General features: G+C 69.9%; 23 protein-coding genes. 16 read left to right on the forward strand and 7 right to left on the reverse strand.

The window, feature by feature from the left end; genetic code table 11:
• Nucleotides 1-46: 46 nt before the first annotated feature.
• From OX958_RS15680 to OX958_RS15695, 4 genes are read left to right on the forward strand one after another with little or no spacing between them, the layout of a single operon-like run.
• The gene (locus OX958_RS15680; protein WP_270138423.1) at nucleotides 47-487 is read left to right on the forward strand and encodes a hypothetical protein; all 441 of its coding nucleotides are present in this window, start codon (nucleotides 47-49) and stop codon (nucleotides 485-487) included.
• Nucleotides 484-1,713 (forward strand): NRAMP family divalent metal transporter, encoded by a 1,230-nt coding sequence (locus tag OX958_RS15685; RefSeq protein WP_270138424.1) that lies wholly within the window; start codon nucleotides 484-486, stop codon nucleotides 1,711-1,713. The genes OX958_RS15680 and OX958_RS15685 overlap by 4 nt, the downstream gene beginning before the upstream one ends.
• A gap of 2 nt (nucleotides 1,714-1,715) precedes the next feature.
• Nucleotides 1,716-2,009 carry a hypothetical protein gene (locus tag OX958_RS15690; protein WP_270138425.1) on the forward strand — a complete coding sequence of 98 codons (294 nt, stop codon included), beginning with the start codon at nucleotides 1,716-1,718 and terminating at the stop codon, nucleotides 2,007-2,009.
• A complete protein-coding gene (locus OX958_RS15695) occupies nucleotides 1,996-2,340 on the forward strand; it encodes a hypothetical protein (protein WP_270138426.1) in 345 nt (114 codons plus the stop codon). Before OX958_RS15690 ends, OX958_RS15695 begins: the two co-directional genes overlap by 14 nt.
• Here the strand turns inward: OX958_RS15695 and OX958_RS15700 are convergent.
• Nucleotides 2,334-3,461, reverse strand: coding sequence for a MalY/PatB family protein (locus OX958_RS15700; RefSeq protein WP_270138427.1), 1,128 nt, complete (start codon nucleotides 3,459-3,461; stop codon nucleotides 2,334-2,336). The genes OX958_RS15695 and OX958_RS15700 overlap by 7 nt on opposite strands.
• Nucleotides 3,462-3,561: 100 nt before the next feature.
• On the opposite strand from OX958_RS15700, the gene OX958_RS15705 reads away from it, so the two are divergent.
• The 6 genes from OX958_RS15705 to OX958_RS15730 are packed head-to-tail and all read left to right on the forward strand — an operon-like array spanning nucleotide 3,562 to nucleotide 7,505.
• Nucleotides 3,562-3,753 (forward strand): hypothetical protein, encoded by a 192-nt coding sequence (locus OX958_RS15705; RefSeq protein WP_270138428.1) that lies wholly within the window; start codon nucleotides 3,562-3,564, stop codon nucleotides 3,751-3,753.
• Between the two features lie 14 nt (nucleotides 3,754-3,767).
• Nucleotides 3,768-4,727 (forward strand): TIGR03557 family F420-dependent LLM class oxidoreductase, encoded by a 960-nt coding sequence (locus tag OX958_RS15710; RefSeq protein WP_270138429.1) that lies wholly within the window; start codon nucleotides 3,768-3,770, stop codon nucleotides 4,725-4,727.
• A 39-nt stretch (nucleotides 4,728-4,766) separates the two neighbouring features.
• Nucleotides 4,767-5,069, forward strand: a complete 303-nt coding sequence (locus tag OX958_RS15715; RefSeq protein WP_270138430.1) for an ester cyclase — start codon at nucleotides 4,767-4,769, stop codon at nucleotides 5,067-5,069.
• A 39-nt stretch (nucleotides 5,070-5,108) separates the two neighbouring features.
• Nucleotides 5,109-5,993 carry a serine/threonine-protein kinase gene (locus OX958_RS15720; RefSeq protein ID WP_270138431.1) on the forward strand — a complete coding sequence of 295 codons (885 nt, stop codon included), beginning with the start codon at nucleotides 5,109-5,111 and terminating at the stop codon, nucleotides 5,991-5,993.
• Nucleotides 5,994-6,022: 29 nt separating this feature from the next.
• Nucleotides 6,023-6,712 carry a transglycosylase SLT domain-containing protein gene (locus tag OX958_RS15725; protein WP_270138432.1) on the forward strand — a complete coding sequence of 230 codons (690 nt, stop codon included), beginning with the start codon at nucleotides 6,023-6,025 and terminating at the stop codon, nucleotides 6,710-6,712.
• A 55-nt stretch (nucleotides 6,713-6,767) separates the two neighbouring features.
• Nucleotides 6,768-7,505, forward strand: a complete 738-nt coding sequence (locus tag OX958_RS15730) for a lipoate--protein ligase family protein (protein WP_270138433.1) — start codon at nucleotides 6,768-6,770, stop codon at nucleotides 7,503-7,505.
• On the opposite strand, the gene OX958_RS15735 is transcribed toward OX958_RS15730, so the two are convergent.
• Genes OX958_RS15735 through OX958_RS15750 form a run of 4 tightly spaced genes read right to left on the reverse strand, consistent with a single transcriptional unit; the run spans nucleotide 7,482 to nucleotide 10,641 of the window.
• Nucleotides 7,482-7,838: an STAS domain-containing protein gene (locus OX958_RS15735; protein WP_270138434.1), complete on the reverse strand. Its 357-nt coding sequence runs from the start codon at nucleotides 7,836-7,838 to the stop codon at nucleotides 7,482-7,484. The two genes, OX958_RS15730 and OX958_RS15735, sit on opposite strands and share 24 nt — an antisense overlap.
• Nucleotides 7,831-8,589, reverse strand: a complete 759-nt coding sequence (locus tag OX958_RS15740) for a GAF and ANTAR domain-containing protein (RefSeq protein ID WP_270138435.1) — start codon at nucleotides 8,587-8,589, stop codon at nucleotides 7,831-7,833. Before OX958_RS15740 ends, OX958_RS15735 begins: the two co-directional genes overlap by 8 nt.
• 55 nt (nucleotides 8,590-8,644) lie before the next feature.
• Nucleotides 8,645-9,841 (reverse strand): PP2C family protein-serine/threonine phosphatase, encoded by a 1,197-nt coding sequence (locus tag OX958_RS15745; protein WP_270138436.1) that lies wholly within the window; start codon nucleotides 9,839-9,841, stop codon nucleotides 8,645-8,647.
• Nucleotides 9,838-10,641 carry an alpha/beta fold hydrolase gene (locus OX958_RS15750; protein WP_270138437.1) on the reverse strand — a complete coding sequence of 268 codons (804 nt, stop codon included), beginning with the start codon at nucleotides 10,639-10,641 and terminating at the stop codon, nucleotides 9,838-9,840. The genes OX958_RS15745 and OX958_RS15750 overlap by 4 nt, the downstream gene beginning before the upstream one ends.
• Nucleotides 10,642-10,784: 143 nt before the next feature.
• Here OX958_RS15750 and OX958_RS15755 point away from each other — a divergent pair, with 143 nt between their 5' ends.
• The 3 genes from OX958_RS15755 to OX958_RS15765 all read left to right on the forward strand — a co-directional run bounded on the left by OX958_RS15755 (nucleotide 10,785) and on the right by OX958_RS15765 (nucleotide 14,827).
• A complete protein-coding gene (locus OX958_RS15755; protein ID WP_270138438.1) occupies nucleotides 10,785-11,135 on the forward strand; it encodes a hypothetical protein in 351 nt (116 codons plus the stop codon).
• A gap of 44 nt (nucleotides 11,136-11,179) precedes the next feature.
• Nucleotides 11,180-12,157, forward strand: coding sequence for an iron-siderophore ABC transporter substrate-binding protein (locus OX958_RS15760; protein WP_270138439.1), 978 nt, complete (start codon nucleotides 11,180-11,182; stop codon nucleotides 12,155-12,157).
• A 162-nt stretch (nucleotides 12,158-12,319) separates the two neighbouring features.
• Complete coding sequence (locus OX958_RS15765; protein ID WP_270138440.1) at nucleotides 12,320-14,827, forward strand: X2-like carbohydrate binding domain-containing protein; 2,508 nt, start codon at nucleotides 12,320-12,322, stop codon at nucleotides 14,825-14,827.
• A gap of 63 nt (nucleotides 14,828-14,890) precedes the next feature.
• Here OX958_RS15765 and OX958_RS15770 read toward each other — a convergent pair whose 3' ends face one another.
• On the reverse strand, nucleotides 14,891-15,376 hold the full coding sequence (locus OX958_RS15770) for a TspO/MBR family protein (RefSeq protein WP_270138441.1): 486 nt from the start codon (nucleotides 15,374-15,376) through the stop codon (nucleotides 14,891-14,893).
• A gap of 47 nt (nucleotides 15,377-15,423) precedes the next feature.
• Here OX958_RS15770 and OX958_RS15775 point away from each other — a divergent pair, with 47 nt between their 5' ends.
• Genes OX958_RS15775 through OX958_RS15785 form a run of 3 tightly spaced genes read left to right on the forward strand, consistent with a single transcriptional unit; the run spans nucleotide 15,424 to nucleotide 19,290 of the window.
• A complete protein-coding gene (locus OX958_RS15775; RefSeq protein WP_270138442.1) occupies nucleotides 15,424-15,999 on the forward strand; it encodes an HAD family hydrolase in 576 nt (191 codons plus the stop codon).
• A gap of 13 nt (nucleotides 16,000-16,012) precedes the next feature.
• A complete protein-coding gene (gene pta / locus OX958_RS15780; RefSeq protein WP_270138443.1) occupies nucleotides 16,013-18,103 on the forward strand; it encodes a phosphate acetyltransferase in 2,091 nt (696 codons plus the stop codon).
• The gene (locus tag OX958_RS15785; RefSeq protein ID WP_270138444.1) at nucleotides 18,100-19,290 is read left to right on the forward strand and encodes an acetate/propionate family kinase; all 1,191 of its coding nucleotides are present in this window, start codon (nucleotides 18,100-18,102) and stop codon (nucleotides 19,288-19,290) included. Before pta ends, OX958_RS15785 begins: the two co-directional genes overlap by 4 nt.
• 166 nt (nucleotides 19,291-19,456) lie before the next feature.
• Here OX958_RS15785 and OX958_RS15790 read toward each other — a convergent pair whose 3' ends face one another.
• Nucleotides 19,457-20,731 carry a S8 family peptidase gene (locus OX958_RS15790; protein ID WP_270138445.1) on the reverse strand — a complete coding sequence of 425 codons (1,275 nt, stop codon included), beginning with the start codon at nucleotides 20,729-20,731 and terminating at the stop codon, nucleotides 19,457-19,459.
• Nucleotide 20,732 lies beyond the last annotated feature (1 nt).

Raw genomic sequence — 20,732 nt, forward strand, 5'->3', positions numbered from 1 at the left:
CTGAGTACGACTAACGGACAGGGGTTCGACGGACAGGGGTTTTCGGGTGCGGCGTCTCTTCGGTTGGTGCGGTGTCGGCTGCCTGCTGCTGGCGTTGACGGCAGGCTGCGGCGATCCCGACCAGCAGTTGCGGTCGGAAGGCGCCCGCGCCGCGCGCGACGCGGCGTCGGCGGTCGGTGCCGCACGGGTGGCCGGTCAGGCGTACCTCGACCGCAAGCTGTGGTCCCAGCCCGCCACCCGGATGGTCGGCGAGGCGGAGGAGGCGATGGAGCAGGTCGTCAGCACCTTCGGCCGGCAACAGCCGAAGACTCCTGAGTCCCGGCAGACCTACGACCGGTTCACCGAAGCGCTGGAGGTTGCCGAGGGCACCCTGACCGACCTGCGGATCGCCCTGACCAACGGCGACACCGACGGAGTCGGCAAGCTGGTGCGGCAGTTGACCGGCACCGCCGCGGGCCTGCGCGAACTGGGGGAGACCGAGAAGTGAAGCGGCTGCTCGCGGTCACCCTCGGCATCCTCACCGCGATCGGTGGCTTCGTCGACATCGGCGACCTGGTCACCAACGCCCTGGTCGGCGCCCGCTTCGGGATGCGGCTCAGCTGGGTCGTGGTCCTCGGCGTGATCGGCATCTGCCTGTACGCCGAGATGTCCGGCCGGGTGGTCGCGATCACCGGCCGCCCCGTCTTCGACCTGATCCGCGAACGCCTCGGCCGGCGGACCGGACTGGTGACGCTGGCCGCCTCGTTCCTGGTCACGCTGCTGACCCTGATCGCCGAGATCGGCGGCGTCGCGCTCGCCTTCGAACTGGCCACCGGGGTCAACTACCTGCTCTGGGTACCCCTGGCCGCGCTGGCGGTCTGGCTGGTCATCTGGCGGGTCAAGTTCTCCCGGCTGGAGACGATGTTCGGGCTGATGGGCCTGCTGCTGATCGTCTTCGCCGTCGCGCTGTGGAAGCTGGGCCCGGACTGGGGTGAGCTGGTGCACCAGGCGAGCAACCCGCACCCCGTCGGGCACGAGACGTGGGCGACCTACGCGTACTACGCGATCGCGCTGTTCGGCGCGGCGATGACGCCGTACGAGGTGTTCTTCTTCTCCTCCGGTGGGGTCGAGGAGAAGTGGACCCGGCGGGACCTGTCGGTCGCACGCTCGAACGTGCTGATCGGGTTCCCGCTCGGTGGCCTGCTGTCGCTGGCGATCGCGGGCTGCGCCGCGGTGCTCTACCTGCCGGCCGGGATCCAGGTGGAGACCCTCGGCCAGGTGACCCTGCCGGCGGCCGTTGCCTTCGGCAAGGTCGGGCTGGCGGTCGTACTGATCGGGGTGTTCGCGGCCACCTTCGGCGCGGCGCTGGAGACGGCGCTGTCGAGCGGCTACACGATCGCGCAGTACTTCGGCTGGCAGTGGGGCAAGTTCGTCCGGCCGCGGCAGGCGTCGCGGTTCCACCTGGTGATGATCGTCTGCCTGCTGCTGGCGATCCTGACCCTGATGACGATGGTCGATCCGGTCAAGGTGACGGAGTACTCGGTGGTGTTCGCCGCGGTCGCGCTGCCGCTGACCTATCTGCCGATCCTGATCATCGCCAACGATCCCGACTACATGGGCGAGCACGTGAACGGCCGGGTGCTGAACTTCTTCGCGCAGCTCTATCTCGGCTTGCTGCTGCTGGCCTCCGTTGCCGCGATCCCACTGATGATCCTGACCAGAGCGGGGCGATGAGGATGACGGGACGGGTGCTGCACGCCCAGTTGCATCTGCTGGACCGGCAGCTGATCGACCAGGCGACCGGAGCCCTGCTGGGCAAGGTCGACGACGTCGAACTGGACCTGGACGCCGACCCGCCGGTGGTGTCCGCGCTGATCTCCGGCCGGGAGCGAATCCCTGCCGTGCGAGTGATGGAGGTCGGTACGGCGGTCAAGATCGTGCCCGGCGACCTCGACCTGACCGCCGGCGACGACTGGGTCGAGCGGCACGTCATCGACAAGATTCCGGGAGCCGGCCATGCGCCTGAATGAGCTGCTCGGCCGGCCCGTGGTCGATCGCGACCAGCAGCGTGTCGGCGGTGTCGCGGATGTCCGGCTGGTGCAGGACGGACCGCTGCCTCCGGGCGGCGGTCAGGCGGCGTTCCGGATCGACGGCCTGATCGTCGTCGAGCGCCACGCCAGCCGGTTGTTCGGCTACGAACGTCACGTCGGCCCGGCCTTGCTGCGCGCACTCGTCCACAGCAGGCTCGGCGACGTCTGGTACCTGCCGCTGGCGGACATCGCCCGGATCACCGAGGACGCGATCGAGCTGAAGACCGGCCGCGCCGGCCTCAGGCGGCTCGATGACCTGGCTCGCTACTGACGCCGCAGCGCGCCGGACATCCGGGTGAGCATCTCGGTGACGAGTTCTTCACCGGTACCGAAGTTCAGGCGCACGAACGCGGTGGCGGCGGGGTCGTAGGTCCGGCCCTGACTGAGCGCGACCCGAGCGTGTTCGAGGAAGAACGCGGCCGGATCGGCGCCGGCACCGGCCTGGGTGCAGTCGAGCCAGGCCACGAAGGTGGCTTGCGGGGGAGTCCAGATGATCCCGGTGGGGAGCTGCTCGCCGATGAGCGTCCGGTTGCGGTCGAGCTGGCGGAGCACGTCGTCCAGCCACTCGTCACCCGAGGTGAAGGCCGCCTCGGCCGCCAGAACGCCGAGCAACCCCACCTGGTCGTTGGTGAGCGGCAGGCGGCGGACGAGGTCCTGTGCGCGGTCCGAGGAGTTGATCACCAGCGCGGCCTTCAGACCGGCCAGGTTGAAGGCCTTGGACGCGGAGGTGAGTGAGATACCGCAGTACCGGGCCGCTTCGGAGACCTCGAGCCACGGTTTGTGCTCGGCGCCCGGCAGGACGAGCGGTGCGTGGATCTCGTCGGCGAGCACCCAGACGTCGTACTGCGCGCACAGCTCCGCGATGCGGGCCAGTTCGGCCTCCGGCAGCGTGCGGCCGGTGGGGTTGTGCGGATTGGCGAGGATCAGGATGTCCAGGCCGTCCTGGAGCCGGGCGGAGAGGGTGTCGAAGTCGAAAGAGCCGTCGGGGAGCAACGGCATCGGCGCCAGCGAGAACCCGGCTGCCGGGAGCTGCTGGAGGAACGGGGGATAGGCGGCGCTGGCGAAGCCGATCGAACCGCCCGGCGCGATCAGCCGGCACAGTTCGATCAGGCCGATCATCACGTCGGGGACCAACGTCAGCCGGTCCGGGTCGACCTGCCAGTTCAGCCTGCGCTGCGCGAACCCGGCGAACGCCGTACCGAGCGCGGACGGTACGCCGGAGGTGTAGCCGAGGTCGCTGCGGGCGATCGCGTCCCGCAGTACGGCGGTGATCGGCTCGGCGAGCTCGAAATCCATCTCGGCGACGGTCGCGGCGATCACGCCCTCGCCGTGGCCGTACCACTTCTCACTCCGGCGCTGCTGCAGCTCCGCGAGTGCCGGCACCTTCGGCATGGTTCTCCTTCGGTCGCTCGCCGGTCCGATCCCCGGGGCTGATTGCCCGAAGCGCCCTTGGGGTACCAGAACTTCGTCCAACTACCAGGAGGTTACTGCCATGAGTACCACCCCGATGCCGCCGATCGTGCCGACCGGTCCGGGCAGCGACCCGAACGAGAACCCGGATCTGGTCGACGATCCCGGAGTGGGAAACCCGGAGGTCGGCGGGCGGCCGGGTGACGACAGCCCGCTCTCGATCCCGGAGCCCGATCCCGACGAGGATCCGAACGAGCAGCTCCCGCGCGACTGAGGCGGCCTGATCGGATGCGACTCGGATACAAGCTGATCGCTGAGGCCTACTCACCGACCGACATCGTCGACCAGGCGGTCCGGGCCGAGCAGGCCGGGTTCGACTTCGTCGAGGTCAGTGATCACTTCCATCCGTGGGTGCCCGAGCACGAGCACTCCGGTTTCGCCTTCTCGATGCTCGCGGCCGCCGCCGTGCGGACCTCGCGGATCGAGCTGGCGACCGGAGTGACATGCCCGTTCATCCGCTACCACCCGGCGATCGTCGCGCAGGCGGCGGCGACCACTGCGCTGCTGTCCGGTGGCAGGTTCACGCTCGGGCTCGGAGCGGGAGAGCGCCTCAACGAGCACGTCGTCGGCAAGGGGTGGCCGGCGGTCGCCCAGCGCCACGAAATGCTCCGTGAGTCACTGGAGATCATCCGGCTGCTGTGGAGCGGTGGATACCACTCCTACGAGGGAAAGCACCTACGGCTGGAGGACGCCCGGGTCTTCGACTTGCCCGATCCCCTGCCCCGCATCGCGGTCGCCGCCGGCGGTCCCGCCGCGGCTCGGATCGCGGGCGAGCTGGGGGACGCGCTCTTCACCACAGAGCCTCGCGCGGACCTGATCGCGGAGTACGAGAAGGCCGGCGGACAGGGACCCCGGTACGCCGAGGTGCCGCTCGCCTGGGCGCCGTCGGCCGCTGAAGCCGCCGAGTCGGCTCGACGCCTGTTCCGGTTCGGCGTGACCGGCTGGAAGGTGCAGGCCGAACTGCCGAACCCGGTGAACTTCGACGCCGCCACCTCACTCGTCACCGCCGACCACATGACAGAACAGTTCGCCTGCGGACCCGATGTCGAGCGGCACGTGGAGGTGGCGAAGGAGTTCGCCGACGCGGGGTACGACCGGCTGGCTCTGCTCAACGCCGGCCCGGACCCGGACGGCTTCTTCGAGTTCTTCGAGAACGAACTCGGCCCCGCCCTCCGCGAACAGCTCTGACCACTCCGGCACGTCCGCCGTACTGACGGGAGATCCTCGGTGTCATCGCGCGACGACCGGGTGGACTTCTACCGACGCTACCTGCAGCGGTGCAACGAGTATCGGTTCGAAGAACTCGGTGAGTTCGTCGCCGAGGACGTCTCCGGTTCGGTCGCCGGCCTGGACCACTACGTCACCGGCCTGCGGGCGGTGGTGAAGGCCTTCCCGGACTATCACTGGGACCTTCAGCACGTGCTGGTGGACGGTGACTGGCTGTCGGCCCGGCTGATCAGTTGCCGTCGGCATGTTGATTCGGTTACGGGCGCATCTCGGTGCGGAGTGTCGCGGTGGCTGGACGAGTGAAGGGGTACCTGGTGGTCCAGAGGATCGTCGGGAGGTGTGATGCGCATCGCGGACCGGTACGAACTCGACTCTGTCATCGGGCACGGCGGGATGGGGGAGGTCTGGCGCGCCACCGACGAGGTGCTGACGCGGCCGGTGGCGGTCAAGCTGCCTCGGCCGGACAGCACCGACGAGGCGTCGGCCGAACGGTTCCACCGCGAGGCGCAGGCGGCCGCGGTGGTGAACAGCCCGCATGTGGTCGGTGTGCACGACTTCGGCCCGTACGGCGAGAGCTTCTATCTCGTGATGGAACTCGTCGTGGGGGAGACCCTCGCGACGTCGCTGCGGCACCAAGGGCCGTTCAGCCCGCCGCTCGCCGCCCGGATCATCGCGCAGGCGGCGGAAGGACTGTCGGCGGCGCATCACCAAGGGGTGGTCCATCGCGACATCAAGCCGAGCAACCTGCTGATGACCGCCGACGGGACGGTCAAGATCGCCGACTTCGGCATCGCGTGCTTCGTGAGCGACCAGCCGGAAGAGCCGGCCTGTAACGGCGGCATCCTCGGTACCAGCTACTACGTAGCGCCGGAGCGAGCCAAGGCAGAACCGGTCGGGCCGCCTGCCGACGTCTACTCGCTCGGATGCGTGCTGTACCAACTGCTGACCGGCGATCCGCCTTTCCTCGCGGACACGCCGGCCGGCGTACTGCGGCAGCACTTGGTCGGCGTACCGGTGCAGCCGGCGCGGCTGGACGGGAGGTTCAGGCAGTACCTGATGCGCATGCTGGCCAAGAGCCCGGCGGACCGGCCGGACGCGGACGACGTGGTGGCTTGGTGCTGGCAGACCTACCTGGAGAGTCCCGCTGACGACCAGACGGCCGCGCAACCTCAACCGCACGGCAGTTTCGCGACCTCACCGGCTCTCACCGAAACCGTCGCGGTCTAGTCAACTGGAGACGAAGTAGGGTTTGTCGGGTGAGCAAGGGCTGGTGGTGGCTCGCGGTGGGCGCCGTGGTGGTGGGCGCGTGGGCCGCGCGGGGCGGGGACGCCGAGCAAACCGCTGCGCCGGAGAAGACCGCTACCCCCCAGGCCACCGTCACGGAGACGCCCGGGAAGCGCGGGACGCCTGAGGCGTCCCGGACGCCGAAGCCCAAGGCGACGCCGACCGCCGCGGAATGGTTCGAGGACTACGATCCGGCGCACTTCGCCGCCCCGGTACGCCGGTCCGCCCGCAAGGCGGGAATCAGCCCGCAGTTGCTGATGGCGATCCTCTACAACGAGGACTACAAACCGCACCGGCCCGACCTGGAACGCTCGTGGCAACGGATCAAGCCCGATGCCGCGTTCGGGATCGCCAACATGCACCGCGCCGCCTTCGACGAGACCAAGCGGGGCCGGTTCGCCCGCCGGAGCTGGGAAGAGCTGCCCGACCACCCCGAGCTGGCGATCGAGGCCGCGGCCTGGCACCTGCACGACCTCGCCGCACGACTGCCGACTCGCCGGCGCGGGACCTTCACCAAGGACGAATTGCTTGCCCTGGGCTACAACACCGGCTCCGGCAACATGCGGGCCTTCGCCGGTGGCGCCAAGCCCGGCAGGCAGGCGCAGTCCTATCTCGACCGGCTGCACGACAACTGGGACAAGGCCGCGACCGCGGTCAAGTGACGGCCACGCGGCCCGGAGCCGGGTGACGTCCTGGCGGACGTGACACGATGCCGAGGTGCGTTTCTTCTCAGGTGCGGCCGGCGACGAGGCGATGGAGCTGGCGCTCGCTCATGCGTTGGTGAGCCGGGCCTCGACCGCGGACGTCAGCGAGGCGCTGCGGATCTACCGTCCGTCCGCGCCGGTGGTCGTCTTCGGGCGGCGGGACACCCGGCTGCCCGGATTCGGCGCCGCGGTGCAGGCAGCCCGGTCGGCCGGGTTCGAGCCGCTGGTCCGAGCGGTCGGCGGCCGGCCTGTTGCCTACACCCCGCAAGCCCTGGTGATCGACCACGTCAAGCACGAGCCGCTCGCTCCCGAGGGACTGGAGAGCAGGTTCCAGTACTTCGGTGACCTGTACGCCGCCCTGCTGCGGGAGGCCGGCATCGACGCGCGGGTCGGCGCCGTACCGGGCGAGTACTGTCCGGGCGCGCACAGCGTCAACGCTCGCGGGGTGGTGAAACTGGTGGGCACCGGCCAGCGGGTCGTTCGCAACGCGTGGCTGTTCAGCACGCTGGTCGTGGCGGGCGACGACGACGTGCTCCGCCCGTTGCTGACGGAGATCTACGCGCTGCTCGAACTGCCCTTCGATCCGGCATCGGCCGGCTCACTGGCCGCGGAGGTGCCCGGCTTCGACCTGGACGGGTTCGAGCAACGCGTCGTCGCGGCGTACGGCGTACTGGGCTCGCTCCAGCGGTCGGACCTGGACGAGGCGACGATGCGGTTGGCCGGCTCGCTAGTCGCGGATCACCGGGCCTGAGTGATCCGCAGGCACCTCGGGCAGGAGGTGCAGCAGCCGGTGCAGCATGGTCAGCTTGATCGTCGACTCGATCCGCGGGCGGAGGCGGGCCAGACTCAGCCTGCCGCCGCTCTCCTCGGTCAGTTTGTGCAGCCGGACCAGCGCGCCGAGGCCGGTCGAGTCGCAGAAGGCCAGGCCGGCCAGATCCAGCACCAGCGGTCGCCCGCCCCGCGCAAGCGGCTGGAGTACCGACTGGAACTCGGCGGTGGTGCCGAAGTCCAGTTCGCCGGAGATGCTGACCACGACATCGGCGCCGCGGTCCAGGACCTCGAACGTCAGCAGTTCCTCACTCACCGAACGAGCCTCGCAGCTTGCGGGTGTCGATCAACTCCTGGGCGACGTCCCGCAGCTTGACGTTGTGCTGCTGGGAGTAGCGCTTCAGGATCTCGAAGGCGCGCGGGTCGTCGATGTCGAACCGCTCCATCAGGATGCCCATCGCCTGACCGACCAGCTTGCGCGCGTCCACCGCCGCGGTCATCGTCTCGCCGTCGCGGGCCGAGGCGACCGCGACCGAGGCGTGCCGGGCGAGGATCTGGGCGATCGCCTCGTCGTCGACCGAGAACGCGTGCGGCTCGGTGTTGAACAGCGACAGCACCCCGATCAGCTCCGGGCCGGCCCACATCGGCACGTGCAGGGACGACCGCACCCGGTACTGCGTCAGCGCGGCCGCCCAGCCCGGCCAGCGGGTCTCGGCCTCGACGTCCGTGACGTGCACGGTGACCCCTTCGCTGAGCGCGGCCAGCAACGGCCCTTCCCCGAGCTCGGACTGCAACTGGTGGATCTCCACCACCAGGGGATCCGTGGCCGCGGCGACCTCGCGACGGCCGCTCACCGTCAGCGTGACACCGGCGTACGAGCAGGCCTCGGCCTGCAGGGCGAACTGGACCACGGCCTCGACCGTCTCGTTCATTCCCTCGGCGTCGTGCAGCTCGACCGCCAGGCGAGCGAACGCGTCCGCCCCGAACGGCTCCGGAGAGTTCGCCGGGGCCGGGGTGAGCGGTGGGTCGACCCTCCGGACTCCGGGAAGCTGAGCAGACTGTTCCATGGGCCATATGATGCCTGGCCACCGCCGCTGATCGGACCGGTGGGAGGTAAAGATTTCATACCCCGTCGCGTGAGCGACGGGGAGCGCCGAGGGCGAGCAGGGCCGTGTCGTCCGCGAGGCGCGGCCCGAACCCGGCGAGGACGCCGGACAGTGCCTCGACGAACGCGGTCGGTGACGTGCCGGCATGCTGAGAGGCCAGCGTTTGCAGGGCTTCCGGCCCGTAGAAGTCGTGCCGGCCGGCGACCCGGGCCTCGGTCAGCCCGTCGGTGTAGAGCAGCAGCTGGTCGCCCGGTTCGAGGGTGACGTCGGTGTGCGGGAACTGCGAGCCGGGCAGGATGCCGATCAGCGTGCCGTCGACGCTGTGCAGATACTCGCAGGCGCCGTCGGCGCGGACCAGCAGCGGCGGTGGATGACCGCCCGACGCGAACCGGACGGCGATCCGTCCGGTGGCCGGGTCAGTACGCAGGGTGCCGAAGACAGCGGTGCAGTACCGCGGGTCGCCACCGGCGTACCGCTCGTGCAGTACCGCGTTCAGCGTGCCCAGGGCGGCCGCCGGATCGTGCAACGCCGCGGCGCGCAGGGTGTAGCGGGCGACCGAGGTCACCGCGGCCGCGGCGGGCCCTTTGCCGCAGACGTCGCCGAGGAAGAACGCCCAGCGCTCGCTGTCGATGGAGAAGACGTCGTAGAAGTCGCCGCCGAGCTGATCGGGCGAGGCGGTGTGGTAGTACGCCGCGATCCTGACCCCGGGCACCTCCGGCATGGTTGCTGGCAGCAACGATTGCTGGAGGACGGCCAGCGCGTCCTGCAGCCGGGCCCGGTCCTCCTCGGCCTGCCGTCGCGCCTGCTCGGCGGCCTGTCGCTCCCGCAGCAGTTCCTCCTCGTAGGCGCGCCGGATCTGCGCGTCGAAGAGGGTGGTGCGGATCAGCCGGCCCCGGCCGTCGCCGTCGTACGAGACGGCCGAGGACACCAGTACGGGCATCCGCACGCCGCCGTCGCGCTTGAGCTCCAGCGCGACGCCGTTGACCTCGCCTTGCAGGCTGAGCAGGGGAGCGAGGTGGGTTTCGTGGTAGAGCTTGCCGCCGACGGTCAGCAGATCGGTGAACCGGAGCTGCCCGACCACTGCTTCGCGGGGCAGCCCGAGCCAGCCGAGCAAAGTGTCGTTGACCTTGACGATGATGCCGTCCAGCGAGGTCGAGAGATGTCCGCACGCGGCGGTCTCGTAGGCCTCCTCGGTGCTGTCCTGGATCGTCATCCCAGCTGGGCCAGGAAGCGCGTGATCGCCGCGTTGGTGGCCTCGGGCGCCGACAGGTGCGGGCAGTGGCCGATCGCGTCGAGGGTGACGAGGGTCGATCCTTCGACGGCCGCCTGGACGTAGGCGCCGACCTGGCGAGGCGCGATGACGTCCTCGGTCGACTCGAGGATCAGAGTCGGTACCCCGACGGTGGCCAGGTCCGCGCGGGAGTCGGACAGGAACGTGGTGCGGGCGAAGACGCGGGCCATCGCCGGGTCGGTGGCGCAGAAGCTGCTGGTCAGCTCCTCGCCGAGCTCGGGGCGGTCCGGCGTACCCATGATGGCCGGGGCCATCGCGGCCGACCAGCCGAGGTAGTTCGACTCCAGCGAGTCGAGCAGTTCGTCGATGTCCTCGCGGCTGAAGCCGCCGCGGTAGTCACCGTCGTCGACGTAGCAGGGAGAGGGCGCGACCATCACCAGCGCACCGATCCGGTCCGGCGCCTTCCGGGCGGCCAGCACCGCGATCATCGCGCTGACCGAGTGCCCGACGAGGACGGCTCCGGTCAGGTCGAGGGCGGCGCAGACCTCGGCCAGGTCGTCGGCGTACCCGTCGAGGGAGGCGTAGCGCGACTCGTCGAAGGCCGACAGCTCGGACCGGCCGGATCCGACGTAGTCGAACAGCACCACCCGGTGGTCGTCGGCCAGCGCGGGGACGGTCAGCCGCCACATGTTCTGGTCGCACCCGAATCCGTGGGCCAGGACGACCGGGCGCCCGTCCGGGTTGCCGGTCACCACGACGTTGTTCCGGCGCAGGATGTCCACGCCGTCATCTTGTCAGCAGCGGCTGGGCCGGGTTGCGGCGACACGGGTGGTGCATGCTGGTGCCGCCGGGACCTGGCATGGTGGATTGCCGGCTGGGTACCGGTCGCGGCGTGGGGCCGGGATCGACTGCGGAGAGGACCCGGGTGAGCGAGACCGAGACGGGGACGGCGGAGCCGCCGGGCGAGATCGTGTTGTCGACAACAGGCGAGACCGTGACCGTGACAGTGGCGGGCACGATCGACGTACGGCTGGCGGTCGCCCTGCGCAAGGTCCTGCTGGAGGTGGCCAACCGGCGCCCGAAGACGCTGCGCGTGCACCTGCAGATCTCGGTCGACGGCGCCGAACTGGTGGCCCGGATCGTTCGCGAGACCCAGGCCCGGTTCCACTCGGCACGGCTGCGCTGCCTGGTCGCCACTCCGGACCCGGCCGTTCTCCGGCTGCTGGCCGGAGCCCGGATCTCCGCCGAACTGCAACCGGCCGCGGCGCCTGGCTGAGGCTGCGTGATCCGGTTAAGTTAGGGCAGGCTAACCTTGACGACATGCGACTTCTCTCAACTCGAAGCCTGGTTCGTTCGTCGGCGCTGGTGCTGGCCGCGGTAGTGACGTTGGCGGGGTGCGGCGGCGACGGCGGGACGGCGGACCCCGCGGCCGCGTTCGCCAAGGTGTCCACGAAGTTCGGCGAGATCTCGATCCCGGCCGAGCCGAAGCGGGTCGTGGCGCTGGGCTGGGGTGACGCGGAAACGGCGCTGGCGCTCGGAGTCGAGCCGGTCGGAGCCAGCGACTGGCTCGCGTTCGGCGGCGACGGCCTCGGGCCCTGGGCGACCGGCCGGTACCAGCAGGCGCCGGAGAAGATCGGCACGCTGGAGCCGGAGTTCGAGAAGATCGCCGCGCTGAAGCCCGACCTGATCCTGGACACCAAGTCCAGTGGCGACCAGACCCGGTACGACACGCTCAAGGGGATCGCGCCGACGGTCGGCGTACCGGCCGGTGGCGACTCGTACAAGGTCTCGTGGGAGAAGCAGACCGAAATGGTGGCCGCCGCGCTCGGGCGGGTGGAGCAGGGCAGGCAGTTGATCGCGGCAACCAAGGAGAAGTTCGCGAAGACCGTCGCGGCGCATCCGGAGTTCGCCGGGAAGACGATCACGCTGGGCTCGCGGACCAGTGAGGGGTACGGCGCCTACGTGGGCGGCACCGGCCGGGTGGACTTCGTCCAGCGGCTGGGGTTCAGGAACAACCCGAAGGTCGAGGCCAAGGCGACCGACGGATTCTCCGTCAAGGTCTCCCAGGAGCAGCTCGACCTGCTGGACGCCGACCTGACGGTGATGGCGCCGATCGGGGTCGACGCCTCGACCATCAGCGGCGACCCGTTGTTCAGGGCGGTGCCGTCGGTCAAGGCCGGCCGGGTGGTGGTCTTCACCGACAAGACGCTCAGCAGCGCGTTCGCCACCGACTCGATCCTGTCCATCGGCTACGCCCTCGACCAGGTGGTGCCGCTGTTCGCCGCGGCCCTGCGCTGACCGCGCGGCGACCTCGCGACGAGTTTGTTACCCAAGGAAAGTTAATGCCCGCGCGATCTTGACACAGCGTCCGGCACCCTTCAGGGTTCCTATATCGTATCCGATTTGCCCGGTGATCCACCCGGGGATCGGACGCTGCACCACGTAGAGAGGTCGCCGCTCATGACCAGATCCCTTCGAACCAGGACAGCGATGCGAGGTGTGCTCGCGGCTGTCGTGATCGCCGCGCTCGGCTCCTTCGGCCTGTCCTCCTCGTCCTCCGCCATGCCGGCTCCGCCCAGGGCGCAGACCGCGACGGCCACCGCCGCGGCTGGTTCCGCGGCGGCGAGCGTCACCGCGACGCCGGACCCGCTCGCCCCCGCGGGTGAGGTCGCGCAGAAGCCCTACATGGGCTGGAGCAGTTACAGCATGCAGGTGTACGAGCCGACGCCCGGTGGCTGGATCACCGCGGCGCAGCTCAAGGCCCAGTCGGACGCGATGCACCGCACGCTCCAGCCGTTCGGGTACGAGTACATCAACATCGACGCCGGCTGGAACGGCGGGCTGGACGCCTACGGCCGGCCGGTGCCCAGCAAAACCCTGTACCCCAAGGGCTTGCAGGACGTGATCGACCACATCCACGCCAACGGGCAGAAGGTCGGGCTGTACGGCATCCCGGGCATCTCGGACGAGACGCTGAAGGCCGACTACCCGGTCTTCGGCCACCCGGAGTGCAGCACCGGCGATCTGGCCGTGAAGCCGCACCAGCCGGGTGACTACTGGGGCTTCGGGCACCGGATGGACATGACCAACCCGTGTTCGCAGAAGTACATCGACTCGATCGCGGACCTGTACGCCAGCTGGGGCGTCGACTTCCTCAAGTACGACAGCGTGACGCCCGGCTCGGGCAAGAACGACCTGTCGATGGACGCGCGGGACGAGGTCAAGGGCTGGTCGCAGGCGCTGGCCAGGCACAAGATCTGGTTCGAGCTGTCCTGGGCCCTCGACATCAAGTACGCCGACTACTGGAAGCAGTGGGCGAACGGCTGGCGGGTCGACTGGGACGTCGAGTGCTACTGCCCCGGCGAGGCCCTGACGAACTGGCCGAGCATCTCGCGGCTCTTCCCCCGGGCGGCGGACTGGTGGCGCCACGCCGGGCCGGGCGGCTGGAACGACCTGGACTCGCTGCTGGTCGGCAACGGCAAGATGGACGGGCTGACCAAGGACGAGCGCCGGACCGCCGCCACCCTGTGGGCCGTCTCCGCGGCGCCGTTCTACCTCGGCAACGACCTGACCAAGCTCGACCCGTACGGCTTGGAGCTGCTGACCAACCGCGAGGTGATCGCGGTGAACCAGGCCGGGCGTCCCGCGCAGCCGGTCTCGACGAAGACCAACAAGCAGGTGTGGTACTCGCTCAACGCGGACAGCTCCTACACCGTCGCGCTGTTCAACCTCGGCGCCACCGAGGCCGACATCACCGTGAACTGGTCGGATCTCGGCCTGACCGGGCCGGCCGACGTGCGTGACCTGTGGGCGAAGAAGAACCTGGGCGAGTTCGGGTCGGCGTACACCGCGGCGACCGTGCCGCCGCACGGCACCCGGCTGTTCACCGTCAAGCCGGAGCGCAAGTCGACGGTCCGCGTCAACGACGACGATCTGCGCGTCTCCTACACCGGCGACTGGCAGCGCAACGGCAACCGTGAGGTCGCCGCGGTGTCGGAGCCGCTGAAGGTCACCGTGACGGACTCCGCCGCGGCCGGCAGGAAGGCGGCCGAGAAGGCCGCCGACGCGGGCGTCCGGACGGTGGACCTGAACAACGACGACTCGCAGATCGTCTACACCGGATCGTGGAGCCGCAGTACCGGGCGAGGCTACGGCGACCACCAGGACGACGTGCAGTTCACCGAGAAGAACGACGACGCGTTCTCGCTCACCTTCGTCGGCACCGGCGTCGACTACGTGACCGAGAAGCACGAGTCACAAGGCGATGTGGACATCTACATCGACGGTGAGTTCAAGCAGACCGTCAGCACCCACCAGGCCGAAGGGCGTGGGGCGCAGCAGGTCGTCTACAGCATCTCCGACCTGCCGAACGGAACGCACACGATCCGGGGCGTGAAGAAGTCGGGCGGTTACATGCTGCTCGACAAGCTGACCGTGCGTCAGGTCAGCCTGCTGAACCCCGACAGCGCGGGCTTCGACAAGAACCCGGCGGCCCAGGCCGACGTCAGCACCGAGATCGCCCGGGACCCGGGTGAGCTGGCCGGGATCACCAACGCCGGCAAGGCGCTGGTCGAGGGCACCGACTACACGGTCGACGGCAAGATCGTCACGATCAAGAAGCAGTACCTCGCGACCCGGCCGGTCGGCACGGTGGCGCTGGACATCAGCTTCCGGGGCGACTACCACGACGACGTCCACGCGACCACCGTCAACGGCGCCGCGGTCGAGTTCACCTTCAAGGGCACGGCGGTCGAGTGGCTGACGGCCCTGGGCCCCGACCAGGGTGAGGCCGACGTCTACCTCGACGGCAAGCTGGTCCGCCGGGTGAACCTGCACAACGACACCCGGGTCACGGCCCGCCCGGTGTTCGCGCAGAGCGGGATGAAGGACAACCCGCACACGCTGCGGATCGTGAAGGTCTCCGGCGAGGTCCTCCGCCACGACACCGTCCGCTACACCCTCCGGTAGCAGCGGGCACGAGCGCGGGGCGGCTGATCACCTTGATCGGCCGCCCCGTTCGTCGTACCGGCGTCAGCGGTTGAGGTACCAGATCGAGGCGTTGAGGGCGGTGGCGAAGCTGACCCAGGCCCAGTAGGGGAGCAGCAGCGCGGCGGCGACCGGGCGGACCTTGCGGAAGACCCAGACGGTCCAGGCGATGCCCAGCCAGAGGAGAACGATGTCGACCAGGGCGAGTCCGCGGAGGCCGGAGCCGAAGAAGAGCGGAGTCCAGAGGGCGTTCAGGACCAGCTGTACGCCGTACGGGACGAGTTCGCGCGACCAGCCGACCTGCCGCCACACCAGCCAGCCGCTGACCGCGATCATGGCGTAGAGGACTGTCCAGACCGGCCCGAACAGCCAGCTCGGCGGCGCCCAGGCGGGTTGCTCGAGCTGCCGGTAGGTATCGGTCGTTCCCTGTACGCCGACCGCGCCCACCACGGCGGCGACCGCCACGGCCGCCAGGAAACCGGCCAGGACGACATACCGGAGTACTGGCCGCTCCTGCGCCGCTGCATTCATGCTGTGCATGAGAAGCCGGTACCCCCGGCTCAATCCTTGGAGGCACAGTGAGGCTCATCTCCCGGCTGGTGGTGGCGTTTTCCGTGGGCGCCGCCCTGGTCGTTCCCGCGAGCGTGGCGACGGCTGCTCCCGTCCCCGTGACCAACCAGCACCGGCCGTCGTGTTCGGTGGTCTGGTTCGACCTCGGAAACACCTTGGTGGACACCAGAGTCGCGGGGCAGACGACGTACATGCCGGGGGCGTTGCGGCATCTGCGGTTGCTGCGGGCCGTGGGAGTGCCGGTCGGGCTGATCACCAACGTGCCGCCGGAGTGGGGTGCCACCGACGTCGAGCGGGCGGCCGCGACCAAGGCTTTCGTCGACTCGACCTGGACCGAGGCGCAGCCGTTCCCGTGGGAGTGGTTCGGTGACCGGATCCTGACGCCGCGGACCACGGCGGAGTTCAAGCCCGCGGCGGCGCTGTTCGTCCGCGGCCGTGAGGCGGCGGCGCCGTGCCGGTCGTTCTTCGAGGGCGAGAACCCGGTCGAGATCACGGCGGCCCAGCAGTCAGGCCTGACCGCCTATCAGATCGGGCAGCCGGACCGCCCGGCGTACCTGCCTCTGTGGCGGGTGCTCGTGCCCTAGTTAGGGTTCCCCTATGGGAAGCAGCGTGTACGTCGCATCGGTCGAGGGCTACACCGGCAAGTCGACCGTGGCCCTGGGAGTGCTCCAGCAGCTGTCCAAACGGGTCGAGCGGGTGTCGGTGTTCCGGCCGATCGTGCGGCCGGACACCGACCTGTACGGCGGCCGCGACTACGTCCTGGACCTGCTCATCTCGCACGACGCCGTCTCGCTGCCCTACGAGGACTGCGTGGGCGTCAGCTACGACGAGGTGCACGCCGACCCTGATGCCGCGCTGGACCTGATCGTGCAGCGCTACCGCGACGTGGCCGAGCGCGGCGACCCCGTGCTCATCGTCGGCAGCGACTACACCGATGTGGGCACGCCGACCGAGTTCTCCTACAACGCGCGGATCGCCGCGAACCTGGGGGTGCCCGTACTGCTCGTACTCAACGGCGCGGGCCGCAGCCCCGAGGACGTGGGCACCCTCTCCGAGATCGCCAACGCCGAGCTGACCGCCAACCACGGTTCACTGTTCGCCGTCGTCGCCAACCGGGTCGATCCTGGGCAGCTTGACCAGACGGTCGCCGCGATGGCGAAGGCCGGCGTACCGGCGTACGCGCTGCCGGAGGAGCCGTTGCTCAGCGCACCGGCCGTGGCCGACCTGATGGCGGCGGTCGACGGCCGGCTGCTGAACGGCGAGGCCCAGCTGCTGTCCCGCGAGGTCACCGGTCTGGTGGTGGCCGGGATGACGATGCCGAACGTCCTCGACCGGCTCTTCGACGGCGCCGCCGTGATCACCGCGGCGGACCGGCCGGAGGTGGTCGTCGGCGTCCTGATGGCCAACGCCTCGCAGAACTTCCCGCAGGTGTCGGCGATCTTCCTGAACGGCGGGTTCGCGCTGCCCGACCAGATCCTGCGGCTGATCGAGGGCGTCGGCAGCACCCTGCCGATCATCGAGACCGGGCTCGGCACCCACGCGACCTCCACCGCGCTGACCGCGGTGCGGGGCCGGCTGACCAGGAACTCGCCGCGCAAGGTCGATCTGGCCCTGGCCCTGTTCGACCAGTACGTCGACGGCTCCGGGCTGCTCGACCGGCTCGCGGTGGCCCGCAGCGGCGCGGTCACGCCGCTGATGTTCGAGCACCAGCTGATCGACGAGGCAGTTGCCCACCGCAAGCACATCGTGCTGCCCGAGGGCGAGGAGGAGCGGATCCTGCGGGCCGCCGACGTCGTCCTGCGCCGCGGCGTGGCCGAGCTGACCCTGCTCGGCGATCCGGTGGTGATCAGCGCCAAGGCCGCCGCGCTCGGCGTCGACATCTCGGCGGCCCACATCCTCAGCCCGGACGACGAGGAGCTGGGCGAGCGGTTCGCGAACGAGTACCACCGGCTGCGGCAGCACCGCGGCGTCGACCTGGACAAGGCGCGCGAGCAGGTCAGGGACGTCTCGTACTTCGGCACCATGATGGTGCAGCTCGGTCTGGCCGACGGGATGGTGTCGGGCTCGGTCCACACCACCGCCCACACCATCCGCCCGGCCCTGGAGGTGGTCAAGACGCTGCCCGGCGTCTCGGTCGTCTCGTCGGTGTTCTTCATGTGCCTGGAGCACCAGGTGCTCGTGTACGGCGACTGTGCGGTCAACCCCGACCCGACCGCCGAGCAGCTCGCCGACATCGCCATCTCGTCGGCGGCGACCGCCGCGGCGTTCGGCGTCGAGCCGCGGGTCGCGATGCTGTCGTACTCGACCGGCTCGTCCGGCACCGGCACCGACGTGGAGAAGGTCTCCAAGGCGACCGAGCTGGTTCGCCAGCGGGCGCCGCAGCTGCTCGTCGAGGGGCCGATCCAGTACGACGCCGCCATCGACAGCGCGGTGGCCAGGACCAAACTGCCCGACTCCGAGGTGGCCGGCCGGGCGACGGTCTTCATCTTCCCCGACCTGAACACCGGCAACAACACCTACAAGGCGGTCCAGCGCTCGGCGAACGCCGTTGCCGTCGGCCCGGTTCTGCAGGGACTGCGCAAACCCGTCAACGACCTGTCCCGCGGTGCCACCGTGCGCGACATCATCAACACCGTGGCGATCACCACGATCCAGGCCCAGCACAGCGACGAGCGGAGCGAGCGATGAGCGACTACGTGCTGGTGATCAACGCGGGGTCGTCGTCGCTCAAGTACAGCCTGGTCGACGCCGCTTCCGGTGCAGCGCCCGCGGTCGGCCTGGTCGAGCAGATCGGCGAGGCCGAAGGCCATCACAGTCATCGCGGCCCCGACGGCGAGCTCAGCACCAAGCTGAAGGTCGAGAACCACGAGGACGCGCTGCGCGCCGCGCTGGAGGCCTTCTCTTCCCACGGCCCGTCCCTCGACGACGTCGAGCTCGCGGCGATCGGGCACCGCGTCGTCCACGGCGGAGCGCGGTTCGGCGATCCCGCCCTGATCGACGACGAACTGGTGGCCGCCGTCACCGAGCTGGTGCCGTTGGCTCCGCTGCACAACCCGGCGAACCTCGAAGGAATCGAGGTCGCGCGCCGGTTGTTCCCCGACCTGCGGCAGGTCGCCGTGTTCGACACGGCCTTCCACCAGACCCTTGCGCCGGAGGCCTACACCTACGCGCTGCCGCTGGAACTGCGCGACGACCACGGGATCCGCAGATACGGCTTCCACGGTACGTCGTACGCGTTCGTCGCCGCCGAGGCGGCGCGGCTGCTCGACCGGGACCTGGCCGACCTGAACCTGATCGTGCTGCATCTCGGCAACGGCTGCTCCGCGGCCGCGATCCGTGGCGGTGAGTCGGTGGACACCTCGATGGGCATGACCCCGCTGGAGGGCCTGGTGATGGGCACCCGGTCTGGCGACCTCGACCCGGCGATCCATGCCCACCTGGCGCGCGAGCTCGGCAAGTCGGTGGCGGAGATCGACCAGCTGCTCAACCACGGCTCCGGTCTCAAAGGCCTTGCCGGGGGCAACGACTTCCGTGAACTGTCCGAGCGCCGCGAGGCGGGGGACGCGCGGGCCCAGCTGGCCTTCGACGTCTACTGCCACCGCATCAAGAAGTACGTCGGCGCCTACTACGCGGTCCTCGGCACCGTCGACGCGATCGTCTTCACCGCCGGCGTCGGTCAGCACTCCGCCGCCGCCCGTGCCGCTTCGCTGGCGAATCTCGAACGCCTCGGTATCGAGCTCGACGAGAGCCGCAACACCGCTTCCGGCGCGGACGCCCGCCGGGTCTCGGCCGACGACAGCCCGGTCGCGGTGCTGGTCGTCCCCACCAACGAGGAGTGGCAGATCGCTCGCGAGACCGTCGCCCTGATCCGCTGACGATCGGCCCGCGAAAAAAACTTCTGCGGAAGATGTATCAGGGCCGCCGCTGGGGGCTCCGACCTGACGAGGGCGGATGCGGCGGGGGCCAACTGAAGCCCGGGGGGAGGGCCTGACGCGGTACGTGGAGGGCAAGGGGGGACCACGTACCGCGTCGGCGGCCCGCTCAGCGCAGGGCGTCCTCCGGCCGGAGGATCGCTCCGACGCCCGGGATCGCCTGGGTGAGGCTGAAGTCCAGCAGTGACCCGGCCGCCTGTTGCGCGGTCTGGCCCGTGACGGACATCCTGGCCGCGATCAGGCCGGCCACCAGCGGCGTCGCGAACGACGTACCGCTCCAGCGGGCCATTCCCTGGAAGGTGCGGATCGTGCCCGTGTCCGGGCGCTCGGTGCACCGGTACTTGCCGTCGAGGTAGGCGTTGACGAGATCCTCGCCCGGCGCGTACACGTCGACCCAGGTGCCGTAGTTGCTGAACGACGCCCGGCTCTGGCCGTCGGCGGCCAGAGCGCCCACGGAGACCGCCTCCGGGAAGGCCGCCGGCCAGAAGTACTCCCGGTCGCCGTCGTTCCCGGCCGCGGCGACCAGCACCAGGCCGTTCACCCGGTTCAGCTGGGTCCGGACGAAGACGTCGAGACCGACCGCCGGCAGGTCGAACCGCGTCTTGGTGCCGGCCGAGAGGCTGATGATGTCGGGGGACAGGTCGAGCACCTCGGACAGCTTCTCGGCCAGGTCGACCTCCCACATCGCGCCGGCCCGGTCGAGGTAACCCTTCACCACCACCTCGGCCTCCGGCGCGATCATCCGCAGGACGCCGGCGATGAAGGTGCCGTGCCCGGCGTACGGCTCGATCAGCTGGGTCTGCGGATCGTAGACCTGCTCGGCGTCGCCGGTGACCCCGTCCAGCCAGGGCGCCTGCGGCGCGTCCGTCCAGCCGACGTCCAGGACCACCACCTTCACGCCGCGGCCGGTCGACTTGCCGTCGCCCTTCGGCGCCGGCTCGATGCCGGCGGGCACCTCTTCCGGCTCGGTCGCCGGACACGGGCTGACGCTGGGCGAGACGAAGACCAGATGCTCCGGCGTGACGACGCCGCGGCCGAGCCGCCGGTCGGCGTACAGGAGGAAGCGCTGGGTGTCCGTCGCCGCGCGGGGCGCCGGGTCGGGGACCTTGCGGGGCAGCACGAGCCGGGTCACGCCGTTGATGCCGCCGTCGTCCGGAGTACCTCCACCGAAGAGCTCCACGACCCGCGGCAGGTCCTCGTCCCGGACGACCACCGAGCCCGCCCGGTACAGATAGTCGACCCCCGCTTTGCGCCAGTCCTCCGGCGCGATCTCGAGCTCCTCGCCGAACGCCTCGATCAGCAGCTCGACCTGGTCGATGTACTTGCCTCGGGGATCCTCGCCCTTGGGATCGCCGTTCTCGTCGGGAACCTGGTTGTCCGACACT

It is taken from the genome of Kribbella sp. CA-293567, assembly GCF_027627575.1.
In the GTDB taxonomy this organism is placed as follows: domain Bacteria; phylum Actinomycetota; class Actinomycetes; order Propionibacteriales; family Kribbellaceae; genus Kribbella.